Source organism: Thalassotalea euphylliae, assembly GCF_003390375.1.
In the GTDB taxonomy this organism is placed as follows: Bacteria; Pseudomonadota; Gammaproteobacteria; order Enterobacterales; family Alteromonadaceae; genus Thalassotalea_F; species Thalassotalea_F euphylliae_A.
In genome coordinates, this window is sequence record NZ_QUOT01000001.1 from 1,346,752 (window position 1) to 1,360,198 (window position 13,447).

Sequence of the window (13,447 nt, forward strand, 5' to 3'; positions counted from 1 at the left end):
ACTTATAAAACTAAAGTTACAGCAACGATAGTGCGATTTGTGGTTGCTGGTTAGCCTGTGCTAGCAACGAACTTGCTGCCTGTTGCAATACATTGTTTCTCGCCAAGTTAGCAGACTCAGCTGCATAATCAGTATCTTCGATACGTGAACGAGACGCTGCTACATTTTGTGCTGTGTTATCATTACTTCTAATAACAGACGTAAAGCGGTTTTGCGCGGCACCCAGCTGAGATCGTGTGGTATTCACTGTTGATAACACACTATCTAGGTCTGTAATTCGAGACTGTGCGCCATCGAATGTAGTTAAACTACCATCAGCACCAATTGCACCACTTGAGAAGTTTTGCGTAACACTTACAGAAATTGTTTGACCAGCATTAGCACCAATTTGGAACTCGTTAGCGTAGCTGCCGTCAAGTAAATTCACGCCACCAAAGCTAGTTTGCCCAGCTATTCGTGAAAGTTCATTTTCTAGCTCAGTATACTCAGTGTTTAGCGCAACTCTGTCCGCGTCAGAGTTAGAACCATTTGATGCTTGAACCGCTAGAGTACGCATACGCTGTACCGTATTTGTATACTCTTCCAACGCGCCTTCAGCTGTTTGAGCCAAAGATATCGCATCATTAGCGTTACGCGAAGCTTGATTCAAACCATTAACCTGTGAAGTTAATCGGCTTGAGATTTGAAGGCCAGCAGCATCATCTTTAGCACTATTGATACGCTTACCTGAAGATAATCGCTCAAAGCTAGTAGATAAGTTATCTGTTGAACGAGCCAACTGGCGTTGAGAGTTTAACGATTGAATATTACTATTTACAACTAAAGCCATGATACTTGCCTCTTACTAATTCCTACAAAACTGATTAAAGTTTAGGAAATACTAAAATTTAATTCCCTGATACTTTTGTTATCGGACATGGAAAAAATAACTTTAGTCTTTTTATTTAAAAAGTTTAATTAATCAGCAAATAACAAAAAACCCTCAATAAATGAGGGCTTTGCAATACCAAAATTGACTTAATTGTTACTGAAGTAAACTTAGTGCAATTTGTGGCTGCTGGTTAGCTTGCGCTAAAATTGAACTTGATGCTTGTTGCAGTACATTACTTCTAGCCAATGCTGCAGACTCTGCCGCATAGTCTGTATCTTCAATTCGAGAGCGTGACGCGGATACGTTTTGCGCTGTATTGTCATTACTTCGAATAACCGAGCTAAACCGGTTTTGCGCAGCACCTAGGTCTGCTCGTGTTGAGTTTACCGCGCCTAACACGCTGTCTAAATCAGTAATTCTAGATTGAGCACCATCAAACGAAGTTAGTGAACCCGAAGCTCCAATTACACTGCTAGCAAAGTTACTTGAAATACTCACTGAAATGACTTGTCCGGCGTTAGCACCCACTTGAAATGTTTCACCATAAGTACCGTTGAGCAAGCTTACACCACCAAACTCTGCGTCAGTGGAAATACGCGTCAGCTCAGCTTCCAATGCAGTAAACTCAGTATTCAATGCAATTCTATCAGCATCAGAGTTAGAACCATTTGATGCTTGTACGGCTAACGTTCTCATACGCTGAATAGTATTTGTATATTCTTCAAGCGACCCTTCCGCGGTTTGTGCTAACGATATAGCATCATTCGCATTTCGTGACGCTTGATTCAAGCCATTAATTTGAGATGTCAGTCGACTTGAAATTTGCAAGCCAGCGGCATCATCTTTTGCACTATTGATACGTTTACCTGAAGATAAACGCTCATATGAAGTCCCTAAATCATCAGTTGAGCGGCTTAATTGACGCTGAGCATTTAATGACGAGACGTTACTATTAACAACTAAAGCCATAATTTTACTTTTAATCCCTTGTCGGAATTAAACCCCCAATTTTTGATTAATGTTATAGGTATTAAAGACTAACCAGTTAAACCTCCAGCTTGCCTCAAGCAAGCTAGAGAGCCGACAAATTATTGTAATAAGCTCAGTGCAATTTGTGGTTGCTGATTAGCCTGAGATAAGATTGAACTAGACGCTTGTTGCAGAACGTTACTTCTAGCTAAAGCGGCCGATTCAGCTGCGTAATCTGTATCTTCAATACGTGAACGAGACGCAGATACATTTTGCGCTGTATTATCATTACTTCGAATTACCGAGCTAAAACGGTTTTGGGCAGCACCTAGGTTTGCACGTGTAGTATTCACTGTTGCCAATACACTGTCTAAATCGGAAATACGTGATTGCGCACCATCAAATGAAGTTAGTGAACCAGAAGCACCAATCGACGTACTTGCAAAGTCGGTCGCAATACTGACGGAAATAACCTGTCCCGCATTAGCACCAACTTGGAAAGTTTCACCATAGCTACCATCAAGCAAACTCACACCACCAAACTCTGCATCAGTAGAGATTCGAGTAAGTTCGGCTTCGAGTGCTGTAAACTCAGTATTCAAGGCGATTCTGTCAGCATCCGAGTTAGAACCATTTGATGCTTGTACCGCTAGTGTTCTCATTCGCTGAATCGTATTGGTGTACTCTTCTAAAGAACCTTCTGCGGTTTGCGCAAGTGAGATCGCATCATTAGCATTTCGAGATGCCTGATTAAGACCATTTACTTGAGAAGTTAATCGGCTAGATATCTGCAAGCCTGCTGCATCATCTTTTGCACTATTGATACGTTTACCTGAAGATAAACGCTCATATGAGCTTCCTAAATCATCTGTTGAGCGACTTAACTGGCGCTGAGCATTCAATGACGACACATTACTATTAACAACTAAAGCCATTGTTATCATCTCCTAGTAGAGTTTGCGGTTCACTTGCTGATAACAGGTTAATGGAACCACAGGTTTAAAATTTGACACTTAAGGTATATGCATATAGTGCGCCAACGTGCCATTGGAAAATAAAAAAATTAAATAAAGTTAAACAAACTTAGCTCTCTTACTTGCACAAACGTTTGCTGGGCCGCTTGCAAGGCGGTTTGTGACTGCTGAAAGTCACTGACTGCTTTAGCAAAATCTAAGTCTTCAATGCCAGAACGACTGCCTTCTATAATTAACTCGTTGTCTGCATGGATATTTTTTTGACTATCAATAAGTTGGCGGTTTACACCTGCTTCAGCTTGGCGTGCCAGTAGATGGTTAATTGACGCATCTATCTGCGCCAAAATCTCGGCATGATCGACTTTGTGCTGAGCTGGGTTGGCGGGATTCGCCCCTTGGTTTATCCAATCCAGTGCTGCACCAATGGTCTCAAAAACGCTTACTTCTTCATCAGGTTGCAACTGAAAACTATCACCCGGCAATGGATTGCCGCTTATTTGTACTTCGAGCCCATTGAAGGCAACCGTTTGCCCTGCCGCGTAGGTATTGGTATTAAAAACGGTATTGCCTAGGCTATCTGTCACCGTTAGGTCTGTAGCTGAGGTAAAATTAAAAGTGTAATCAGGGGGATTGGTTGTAGTGTTGTAAGCACCTCGGTTGGCAACCACCGCAGATTGCAAAGCGATACCAGAGGTATTAGCCAGGTAATTGGCAGAAAAATCTCCCTGCGGGTTATCAACATTTAAAAATGCTTTATCCCCCGGTTGGTTTAAGGTGACATCAACATTACTGCCAATCGAAAGCTCTCTAACGCCATTATCACCGTTATAAATCACCGAGTTATCAGGTTGACGAATAAAAGGCTGTTGGTTTGATTGAAAGCCAGCGAAGATAAAACCACCGGTATCATCTTTGTTATTAGCGATGTCCAACAACTGCTCAAAAGAGTTGTTGGTTACCTGAGCTATGGATGCCAAGTCGTTATCACTAAGCACGCCGTTATTTGCCTGTATAAATCGCTGTTTGAGGTTCTGTAAAACGTCAATCGCTGAAGAAAATGATGTTTCTTGTAGACTATTTCTATTCTCGGCAATCGTAATATTTCTTTCGAACTGTTCGATGCTAGCTAACTCGCCTTTTAAGCCCGTTAAGGTGCCAAAATTTACCGCATCATCTTTTGCGCTTAAAACACGCTTACCTGAAGACAAGTGTTGTGTTTGCTCATTAACATTTGACTGTTGCTGACTAATTTGTTGACTGTTTTGAAAATAAAACTGTGCAGTTGAAACTCTCATTGTTTATTCCTTAGCCTTTAACCTACTGCCGATAGCAAGGTGTCAAAAATAGTGTTAGCGACTGAAACCACCCGTGATGACGCTTGATACGCCTGCTGAAAGCGCAATAAATTGGCAGCTTCTTCATCCAAATTCACACCAGAAGTTTCCTGATTGCGATTAAAAGCTTGGGTAAATAGTGCTTGTGATGTTTCTGCCCCAAGCTCTGCGGCTTTTGCTTGGCTACCAACTTGTGCCGTAGTAATGCCAATACTTTGACTAAAGCTTTCTCGGCCGCCGTTGATAATGCCCTGCTCTCTGGTATCGGCGATAAATTTCGCGTTTTCTCCATTACCTGTGCCAAAGGCATCACTAATGGTAAATTGTTCAGGGCCATTAGGTGCCTGACCAGACGGCCTTCCTGAAATCTCAATGGTAAAAGCCGCGGTTGCTGGAGCTGCCGGCAGTTGTATCTGTTGTGATGGCGGCGTGTACGCAGCTGGTGCCGATGTTGTATTTGTTGTCAGGTTGGTAATGGTGTAGTTAAAAGTGCCCGAACCCGCTGGGCTTTCTAATACATTAACTCGCAAAGGGGCGGCTGCACGAGCGGCAACTGGGTCTGACACTGCAACTATTTCAACTTCACCTGCGCTGACATTATTGCTTGATGCTGTAACACTAACTGCTGAACTGGCAGCAATCGCTTTGCCGTCGGTTAGCTCAACTTGCATTAAAGCTGCGCTATTTTCGGTCGGGCGAATAGTGAACCTGTCCCCTGCTGCGGGTGTACCGGAGTTTTCAACAAAGTTAAAACCAAAACTTGTGGTATAAGTACCAGAACCAGGTGCACCGAGGTTAGTGGTGGTACCGTCTGCAAGATTCGTTAATTGATAGTTAGCACCATCAAAAGAGAGATCAAAGTCATTTGTCGGCAACTGCGACACATTTGTAATTTCAATGCCTGCTTGTAGTCCAGGTGCTGAATTACCAGAGTAAGGAAGAATCCGTGATGATTGGTTTGTTGTGTCATTAATGTCACGGAAAAAGTTAGCGCCTTGCCCTTGGTTTAAGTCTAAACCTTGACGTTGAGCACCATTAAGTGTTTCCGACAACACTAGCGCAACGCGATTAATTTCACTACGCGCCTGCGCTAAATCTTCATCTCTAAATTTTATTTTTGCACCTAACGAACCACCTAAGGAGTCTTGCTTAAGCGGAATTGTGGTATTTTTACTAGCGATAGCCACTTGTGTTTGCAAAGGGTCTGGATCGCCCGGCACAACTTGTAAGCTCAAAGGCGTTGTTCCAGCAACAAGTGTATTGCCGCTACCAATCATTACCGTCATCACGCCATTGGCATCTGTTACGGTATTTACACTGGTAAATTCAGCTAATTGATTAATTAACCTGTCGCGCTCATCCAGCAAGTCATTTGGTTGCCCAGGCTGGCCTGGTGAGTTGGTATGAAGTATTTGCTCATTAATATTGGCAAGTTCAGTTGATATCTCTGAAATCTGCTTAGCAATCTCTTCAATTTCACCATTGGTTGCCGTTTCAATACGATCAAAACTGTCATTCAAATTATTAAAATTTGTCGTCAAGGTTTTGGCTTGATTAAGCGCAATACTGCGCAATGCAGGATCTGACGGGTTATCTGCGATAGAGTTAATTGACTGATAAAACTGTTCAATAGAGCTAGTAATGGCCCCGCCTGCCGAGCCTAAAATACCATTAAGCTGCGTTAAACTCGCATTGCTGGCATTGGCAGCCCCTAAATTGGATTGATTAATGACTTGCTCACGGTAAGCAAATTGGTCGTACAACCTTGAAATATCAGCGACATAAGTACCCGTACCAATAAAGTTGCCACCCGATTGAAGCGCTTGCGTTGGCGACTGCTCAGCACGTTGCCGGCTGTAGCCATCGGTATTAACATTGGCAATGTTATGGCCGGTTGTAGCTAACTGTTGTTGCGCCGACAATAAGCCGCTAACACCAGTTTGATACAAGTTGACAGTCATGCTTTACGCTCCTCGATTACCGAGGACAAAGCACTCGATAACAGTTTATTGGTTCAGAAAATTACTCACCGACTTTAACGTTCCTAAAATTTTATTTGCGTAGTTAGGATCCGTCGCATATCCGGCTTTCTGTAGTCCTAGCAGGAAGTGTTCCACATTGTCAGGCTTTGCTAATGCATCTTGATAACGCGTACCTGAAGAAAGGAAATTAACGTAGTCGTTAACGCTCTCGCTAATACTGTTGTAGACACGGAAAGGCTCGTTTTTCTTAACCAAACTGCCCTGTTCAAACTCCAGTGTGTCTTTCTGCGCTTTCTCGCCAGTCCAGCGGCTGTCTGCCTTGATATTAAAGAGGTTGTTAGAACTTGTGCCGTCACTGTTTTTGATAATTTTTTGGCCCCAGCCAGTTTCTAACGCAGCTTGGGCTATCACTACTTGGAATGGCACCCCAAGCTGGCGTTCAACTTGTTTTGCGGGTTCGGTTAAGGCGGTGACAAAATCTTGAGGTTGGTTAAATTCTGGAGAAGATTTTTCTGATGTTTTGACGACGCTATTCGCTTTTGCTAATGGAACTTGAGTGCCAGCTTGACGATTATTTGACACCTTATCGGCGCTTTTATCGGCACCAGATAAAAACTGCTCAGCTAAACGAGTGACATCACGCTCAACCTTTTGGCTCGCGAGTGCTTGGTGATCAGTGCGAATTACTGAACGCGGCGTAAAAGAACCATCGCCACCGCCTAATTGGCGCTCAATCAGTTCTGCTAAGCCAAGCGTGCCCTTGTTCGACATATCAAGCGCCATTTGCTGATCTTGCATGTCACGATAAAATTTAGTTGATTGCGAGTTAAACGGACTATCAGCTTCAAGTACTTCCTGTGCGCTACGCATGCTCTTTAGCAGCATTTGCATGAAAATAGATTCAAATTGCTGCGCAGCTTCTTTTAACGCTGCCTTTTTTGACGCTTGATCGGTTTGATTAGCTTGCTGACGTATATTGTTCAGGCCATTTAGATCAAAAAAGTTTCTTGCTTCTGCTAGTTTGTTATCCACAAAAATACCTTTTTCCTTTACCTAACATTTACACCAAGAGTTGAAACTCAACACTAATTTCGCCAACGAGTATCTAAGCTAATACCTGCAACTTACGCCAGAGCTCGCAATGCGTATGTAAGCTAGATAATAATTAGCTCACCACGCAATGCGCCAGCCTGATCTAGCGCTTCTAAAATAGCCATCACATCACCTGGACCCGCGCCTATTTCGTTAATAGCACGCACTAAGGTGTCTAAAGTCACACCTGGATCGAAAACGAACATACGAGAATCATCTTGATTAACATCGATAATGCTATTTTCTGTCACCGCAGTTTCACCTTCTGCAAAAGCATCCGGTTGAGTAACTTCCTGCTGCTCGTTAATCGTTACGGTAATGCCACCGTGAGTAATTGCCGCAGCGAGTAATTTAACTTCAGAGCCAATAACTATTGTGCCTGTACGTGAATTCACGATAATTTTTGCTGCCGGTGAGTCAGGCTCAAATTCTAGATTTTCTATCATCGATAAAAAACTAACGCGGTCTGACGCATCACGTGGCGCTGTAACTTTGACGGACGTTGCATCTATTGCACGAGCCGTGCCAGCGATAAAGTCATTGATGGTATCTGCCATGCGTTTAGCCGTTGTAAAGTCTGAGCTTCTCAAATTAAATGTAATGTGATCACCCGACATAAATGCTGACTTGATTTCACGCTCAACCGTTGCGCCATTTGAAATACGGCCAACAGTAGGCGTGTTAATGACAACACTTGAACCATCTAAACCCTCAGCGCCTAAGCCACTTACCACTAAGCTACCTTGCGCAACGGCATAGGCATTGCCGTCAATACCTACCAAAATTGTTTGTAATAATGTACCGCCACGCAAGCTGGCAGAGCTGCCAATTGACGACACCGTAATATCAACTTTCTGACCTGGCTTAGCAAACGCTGGTAGGTCAGCGTGCACAGCAACCGCGGCGACATTCTTAATCTGTGGTTTTAGATTTGCAGGCATCGAAATGCCAAAATTACTGAGCATGGTTTTAAAGCTTTGCTCAGTAAACGGCGTTTGTTCACCTGTGCCTGGTAAACCAACCACCAAACCGTAACCGACCAGTTGATTCGAACGAACCCCTTGAATATCAGCCAAGTCCTTAATGCGCTGGCTATGCGCGCTAAAAGTAGATAGAAGCGAAACGCTTGCTAATACGACACTGCAAATTTTGATGAATTTATTCATATTAACATCTCCAAGCTTACGAATTGTTCCGCAAGCTTATAATGGCCACCAAGAACTGTTGAAAAAGCGAGTTAACCAGCCCTGCTCTTGCACATCGGCAAAAGTTCCCGTGCCAGCGTATTGAATACGCGCATTCGCGACTTTGTTTGACATAATAGTGTTGTCATAGGTGATATCTTGCGGGCGAATAATGCCCGTCAAACGAATGTATTCGTCACCATTGTTTAGGGTCATCCACTTTTCACCGCGGATCATTAAGTTGCCGTTTGGCAGCACACGCAATACATGAACTGAAATATAGCCGTTCAAGCTGTTACCTTGATCTGCTCTTGAATCACCGCTGTAATCAGTTTCTTGATTAAAGCCAAATTGAATCGAATCGCCTTTGAATGTCGCGTTGCGACCGCCTAAACCAACGATTGGGTCAAGCGTTGCTTCATTTTCTTTGGTTATTTCTGTGGTCGCGCTTTTTTGTGCTTGCGTGCTTTCGTTTAAAATCACCGAAATAATGTCGCCAACGCGGTGAGCTTTCGAGTCAGAATAAATATTGTTGACGTAATTAACTTTGAATAACGAACCAGTTGGTACTACTTCTTCTTCTTCTGGCTCAGGTAAAATAGGCGCAAATTCAGGGTCGTCAGGCAACACTTTAGATTGTTGAACGCTAGCGCAGCCAGTTAACAGCGCCATAATAATCACGATAGTTAATTGTTTCATCAGGTTAACCTCAACTATTAAAGCTGCTGGTTCAAGTAACTCAGCATTTGGTCGACCGCTGAAATTACTTTTGAATTCATTTCGTAAACCCGTTGGCTCTCAATCAGGTTAACCAACTCTTCCGTAGTATTTACATTTGACGTTTCAAGTGCCCCTTGCACTATCATGCCGTAACCTTCCAAACCTGGCACACCTTGCGCTGGCGCACCACTAACAGCTGTTTCAGTAAATAAGTTCTGACCAATCGGCTCTAAACCTGTCGGGTTGATAAAGTTAACAGTGTTAATTTGGCCAACAACGGCGTTGTCAGCCTGTCCTTGAATTCGTACCGAAACTTCACCGTCTTGCGAGACATTAATCTCAAGCGCATCATCCGGGATTGTAATTTGTGGCTGCAATGGATAGCCTGCACCAGGGGTAACAATGTTGCCTTCTTCGTCCATCGTAAACTGACCATTACGGGTATATGACGAAGTACCATCCGGTAATAACACTTCGAAGAAGCCATCACCTTGAATCATTAAATCCAACGAGTTATCTGTGGTAATCATATCCCCTTGGGTATGAATTTTTTGCGTTGCTACCACTTTGGCACCAGCACCTAACATTAAACCCGACGGTAATTCAGTGTCTTGAGCACTGCGTCCACCCGGTTGATTAATTGTTTGATACAGCAAATCTTCAAATACTGCGCGACTTTTCTTAAAACCAACAGTACTCGCGTTAGCTAAGTTATTGGAGATAACAGCAATATCTTTCGTTTGCGCATCTAAGCCAGTTTTACTAATCCACAATGCTGGGTTCATACTTCACCTCGAAAAAATAAATTAGAAAGCACGCAATAACGAAGAACTTGCTGAATCAATTTCTTCTGCTGTTTTCATTAGTTTCAGTTGCATTTCAAATTGACGCTGCAACGCAATCATGTCGGTCATTTCATTAACAGGGTTAACGTTACTGGCTTCAAGCGCACCGCTCGCTAATTGCACGGTTACATCAGCTGGCTCAATATTGCCGTCTTTACGACGAAATAGGCCATCATTGCCCTTTTCAATGTCTCGGACATCTGGGTTAACCATTTTGATACGGCCAACTTCCTCTTGAGCATTAGCTGGCGCACCTTCTGGCTGAACGGTAATCGTTCCATCACCCGAAATATGAATATTGTTAACGGGAAGCGGTAAAAAAATTGGTCCGGCGTCACCAATCAGTAAATCGCCATTGCTGGTTTCTAGGCCGCCCGTTTCAGTTAACTTTAAATGACCAGCTCGGGTATAAGCTTCGCCGCCATCTGGCGTTTGCACCGCTAACCAGCCATCACCTTGAATGGCAACGTCAAGATCGCGTTCGGTGGTTTGAATTGAACCGCCGCCAAAATTTTGGCTGGCGCGTTCAGTCATGGAAAACACCCGAGTTGGCAACCCTTCACCAAAAGCCTGCATGGTTCTAGCTTGCGCTAAATCGGCTTTAAAACCAGTAGTTTTGGCGTTTGCGAGGTTGTTCGCTGTTACCGCTAAAGCGTGCATATTTTGCTTCGCACCGCTCATTGCGACATAGAGCATTTTATCCATTGTGGACTCCGATCAACGTTGCATATCTGTTAGTTCAATATTCTTAATCTAACAAAAGCAAATAGAGTGCCAGAAATATCAACTTACCGATAAAAAGAGAATCAAAAGAGAATTTGAAGTGTAAAGCGAAATTATTAAGTAGGCGTGAATATAGAAATCAAAATAAAGCCCCAATAAAACTTGGGGCTTGATAAACAAAGCTAGATAATTGTTTAGTAAATTCGCTAGTAGACTATCGAATCTGCAAAATTGTTTGGTTTAGCTGGTTATCAACTTCTAGTGAACGAGAGTTCGCTTGGAAGTTACGCTGCGCGGAAATCAAATCGATAAGCTCGGCGGTTAAGTTTACGTTTGACTGTTCAAGAGCCGATGAGTTAATCGTACCAAAAGTACCTGAACCTGCTTCACCAGCGAGTGCCTCACCAGAAGTTAAACTTTCCTTCCAAGAGGTACCACCAACCTGCGTTAAACCTTGGTTATTAGCAAAGTTAACTAGTGCAACACGAGCTAGAGGCTCAGATGTACCATTCGAGTAGGTTGCGCGAATCAAACCGTCATCATCAATATCAAGACCAGTCAACCGACCAACAGCTAAACCATCTTGTTCCAATGAGGTAACTTCAAAGCCCGCAGCAAATTGCGTAGGCTCGTTGGGGTTACCTCCTGTCGGATCTAAATTAAAGTCAATGGTAATGGTCTGCGTAGGATCCGCACCGTTAGTTAAAATACCAGCCCCTAACTGAGCAGTTGTTAACGTGTCAGGATATTGCCCCTGAAATTCACCGCCAGCAGAGAAATACATTCGCGCAGCGCCCGCCGGTATGCCTGTATTTGTTGGTGTAGCGCCAGCAGAGTTTACACCTGAACCAGTGCCAGTATCGGCAATATTTAGTTGTTGACCATCGACAGCCGTATAGACATCCCACTCATTAGCCGCTGACTTTTTAAAGTAATAGGTCATTACATGGCTATCACCTAAACTGTCAAACACGGTTACCGATGTAGAATGGTTGTAGGTTAGTGGATCGGTTATATCAAACGCTGCAGCAATCACAGGGTCGCCAGCAGGTAAGTTCATGCGAATATCAACTTCACGGCTCTGCATAGGAGAACCCGAAGCAGTAGGAATTTGTATCGGTGAAGCGGTACTTAGCGCAACAGAAGATGAAGAGCCATCACTGTTAACAGGGAAGCCTAATAGGTGACCACCCTGAGAATTAACAATAAAGTTATCTGAATTTAACTTGAATTCACCAGCACGCGTATAAGAGCGTTCTAAACTACTTAACTCTGGCACTGTTGCGAAAAAACCGTTACCTGTAATCGCCAAATCTAGCGCGTTGTTGGTAAAACGTATACTACCTTGGGAAAATTGCTGCGCCACTTCTGAAGTAAGTACACCATCACCGGCTTTTGTATTACCTGCTGCCAGTAGCGAAGTTGCAAAAACATCAACAAATTCAGCGCGAGACTCTTTAAAACCTGTGGTATTAACGTTGGCGATGTTATTTGACGTTACATCTAAATCTTTTTGGGCAGCGTTTAAGCCACTTAGTGCTACATTGAAAGTCATAGTTTCACCTCTTGGAAATCTTTTATTGAATTAACTTACTAAGCTAATTTCGCTTAGCCTTGAGTTACTTCAACAACATCAGATAAATTCATCGTTGAACCGCCGTTTAGGTTCAACACAATATTACCGCCAGCACCTGCTAGCGTTACGCTGTCTACTTTTCGATAAGTCATGGCTTGCAGCTCTGACGCTTGGCCGTCAACTAAGCCTGCAACACGAAAACGATATGCCCCTTCAGGCGCTAACTCGCCATTTGAGGTCATACCATCCCATGTAAAGTTCGACTCACCTGCTGGCACATTGCCAACCGGAACTGTTTGGATAATTTCGCCCGCCGTGTTTTCAACATAAATATTGACGTTGCTCGCGGGGCTATCAGTAACAATCTTACCTTTGGGCTGCTCACCAGTTGCCATACCAAAAGTATTGTCTTCAACCAAAACGCTTCGACCAACTAAAGAAGAAGCTTGTAATGCTTGGCTTGACGACATTGAATTTGCAAATTGTGCAAATGAGTCATTAAGTCTTGCCACACCATCTGTCGTTGAAAACGCCGTCATTTGCGAAATCATCTCGTTGTTCTCTACAGGCTTGGTTGGGTCCTGATGAGCAAGCTCTTGAGTCATCAAGGCAAAGAAATCTTCCTGGGTTAACATGCCGTTGCTATCATCGGCTTCTGGTACCCCAGTCTCTCGTTGCCAGCGAAGGCCGTCTAAACTGCTGCTGCCACTAACTGAATCCATACTCTATCTCACTCTAACTGCTGGTCGAGCCTATTAGCTCTGACCTAATCTCAGGGTTCTGTTCACCATATTCTTAGCTGATTCCGCTAATTGAATATTGGTTTGATATGAACGTGAGGCAGAAATCATATTGGTCATTTCTTCCATCACATTCACATTCGGTTTATAGATATAGCCGTCTTTATCCGCCATTGGGTGGTCGGGTGAATACTCAACGTTAAGCGGCTTATCGCTTTCTACAATACCAAGTACTTGAACGCCAACGGATCCATCTTGCCCTGCGGCAGCTTTTTGCATCTCAGCGGCAAAAACCGGATGACGCGCTCGATAGGTTTGATCGACACTGCTACTGACGCTGTCAGCGTTGGCAATATTACTAGCTGTGGTGTTCAATCTGACCGATTGTGCTGCCATGCCTGAGCCACTGATATCAAATACATTAAATAAGCTCATAA

13 protein-coding genes are annotated in these 13,447 nt (G+C 43.5%); all 13 read right to left on the bottom strand.

Annotation, left to right across the window (positions count from 1 at the left end; translation table 11 throughout):
- Positions 1-16: 16 nt before the first annotated feature.
- The 13 genes from DXX94_RS05975 to flgC all read right to left on the bottom strand — a co-directional run bounded on the left by DXX94_RS05975 (position 17) and on the right by flgC (position 13,445).
- Positions 17-829 (bottom strand): flagellin N-terminal helical domain-containing protein, encoded by an 813-nt coding sequence (locus tag DXX94_RS05975; RefSeq protein WP_116014523.1) that lies wholly within the window; start codon positions 827-829, stop codon positions 17-19.
- Between the two features lie 195 nt (positions 830-1,024).
- Positions 1,025-1,840, bottom strand: coding sequence for a flagellin N-terminal helical domain-containing protein (locus DXX94_RS05980; protein WP_116014525.1), 816 nt, complete (start codon positions 1,838-1,840; stop codon positions 1,025-1,027).
- Between the two features lie 119 nt (positions 1,841-1,959).
- Positions 1,960-2,775, bottom strand: a complete 816-nt coding sequence (locus DXX94_RS05985) for a flagellin N-terminal helical domain-containing protein (protein WP_116014526.1) — start codon at positions 2,773-2,775, stop codon at positions 1,960-1,962.
- 128 nt (positions 2,776-2,903) lie between these two features.
- Positions 2,904-4,109: a flagellar hook-associated protein FlgL gene (flgL, locus tag DXX94_RS05990; protein ID WP_116014528.1), complete on the bottom strand. Its 1,206-nt coding sequence runs from the start codon at positions 4,107-4,109 to the stop codon at positions 2,904-2,906.
- A gap of 17 nt (positions 4,110-4,126) precedes the next feature.
- Entirely contained in the window at positions 4,127-6,109 is a 1,983-nt protein-coding gene (gene flgK / locus DXX94_RS05995; RefSeq protein ID WP_116014530.1) for a flagellar hook-associated protein FlgK, read from the bottom strand.
- 45 nt (positions 6,110-6,154) lie between these two features.
- Positions 6,155-7,162, bottom strand: coding sequence for a flagellar assembly peptidoglycan hydrolase FlgJ (gene flgJ, locus DXX94_RS06000; protein WP_116014531.1), 1,008 nt, complete (start codon positions 7,160-7,162; stop codon positions 6,155-6,157).
- Positions 7,163-7,284: 122 nt separating this feature from the next.
- Positions 7,285-8,388, bottom strand: coding sequence for a flagellar basal body P-ring protein FlgI (locus DXX94_RS06005; protein WP_115999467.1), 1,104 nt, complete (start codon positions 8,386-8,388; stop codon positions 7,285-7,287).
- Between the two features lie 36 nt (positions 8,389-8,424).
- Complete coding sequence (gene flgH, locus DXX94_RS06010) at positions 8,425-9,105, bottom strand: flagellar basal body L-ring protein FlgH (protein WP_115999466.1); 681 nt, start codon at positions 9,103-9,105, stop codon at positions 8,425-8,427.
- A 17-nt stretch (positions 9,106-9,122) separates the two neighbouring features.
- Entirely contained in the window at positions 9,123-9,911 is a 789-nt protein-coding gene (gene flgG / locus DXX94_RS06015; protein WP_115999465.1) for a flagellar basal-body rod protein FlgG, read from the bottom strand.
- A 21-nt stretch (positions 9,912-9,932) separates the two neighbouring features.
- Positions 9,933-10,676 (bottom strand): flagellar basal-body rod protein FlgF, encoded by a 744-nt coding sequence (flgF, locus tag DXX94_RS06020; RefSeq protein WP_116014533.1) that lies wholly within the window; start codon positions 10,674-10,676, stop codon positions 9,933-9,935.
- Positions 10,677-10,908: 232 nt separating this feature from the next.
- Positions 10,909-12,249 (bottom strand): flagellar hook protein FlgE, encoded by a 1,341-nt coding sequence (gene flgE, locus DXX94_RS06025; protein ID WP_116014534.1) that lies wholly within the window; start codon positions 12,247-12,249, stop codon positions 10,909-10,911.
- Positions 12,250-12,302: 53 nt separating this feature from the next.
- On the bottom strand, positions 12,303-12,992 hold the full coding sequence (locus DXX94_RS06030) for a flagellar hook assembly protein FlgD (protein WP_116014536.1): 690 nt from the start codon (positions 12,990-12,992) through the stop codon (positions 12,303-12,305).
- Positions 12,993-13,025: 33 nt separating this feature from the next.
- Entirely contained in the window at positions 13,026-13,445 is a 420-nt protein-coding gene (flgC, locus tag DXX94_RS06035) for a flagellar basal body rod protein FlgC (RefSeq protein ID WP_115999461.1), read from the bottom strand.
- Between the last annotated feature and the right edge of the window lie 2 nt (positions 13,446-13,447).

Bases quoted from the DNA above. Each gene is read 5' to 3' on its own strand.
- DXX94_RS05975 (WP_116014523.1), bottom strand. From the start codon at position 829: ATGGCTTTAGTTGTAAATAGTAATATTCAATCGTTAAACTCTCAACGC.
- DXX94_RS05980 (WP_116014525.1), bottom strand. From the start codon at position 1,840: ATGGCTTTAGTTGTTAATAGTAACGTCTCGTCATTAAATGCTCAGCGT.
- DXX94_RS05985 (WP_116014526.1), bottom strand. From the start codon at position 2,775: ATGGCTTTAGTTGTTAATAGTAATGTGTCGTCATTGAATGCTCAGCGC.
- flgL (WP_116014528.1), bottom strand. From the start codon at position 4,109: ATGAGAGTTTCAACTGCACAGTTTTATTTTCAAAACAGTCAACAAATT.
- flgK (WP_116014530.1), bottom strand. From the start codon at position 6,109: ATGACTGTCAACTTGTATCAAACTGGTGTTAGCGGCTTATTGTCGGCG.
- DXX94_RS06005 (WP_115999467.1), bottom strand. From the start codon at position 8,388: ATGAATAAATTCATCAAAATTTGCAGTGTCGTATTAGCAAGCGTTTCG.
- flgH (WP_115999466.1), bottom strand. From the start codon at position 9,105: ATGAAACAATTAACTATCGTGATTATTATGGCGCTGTTAACTGGCTGC.
- flgG (WP_115999465.1), bottom strand. From the start codon at position 9,911: ATGAACCCAGCATTGTGGATTAGTAAAACTGGCTTAGATGCGCAAACG.
- flgF (WP_116014533.1), bottom strand. From the start codon at position 10,676: ATGGATAAAATGCTCTATGTCGCAATGAGCGGTGCGAAGCAAAATATG.
- flgE (WP_116014534.1), bottom strand. From the start codon at position 12,249: ATGACTTTCAATGTAGCACTAAGTGGCTTAAACGCTGCCCAAAAAGAT.
- DXX94_RS06030 (WP_116014536.1), bottom strand. From the start codon at position 12,992: ATGGATTCAGTTAGTGGCAGCAGCAGTTTAGACGGCCTTCGCTGGCAA.
- flgC (WP_115999461.1), bottom strand. From the start codon at position 13,445: ATGAGCTTATTTAATGTATTTGATATCAGTGGCTCAGGCATGGCAGCA.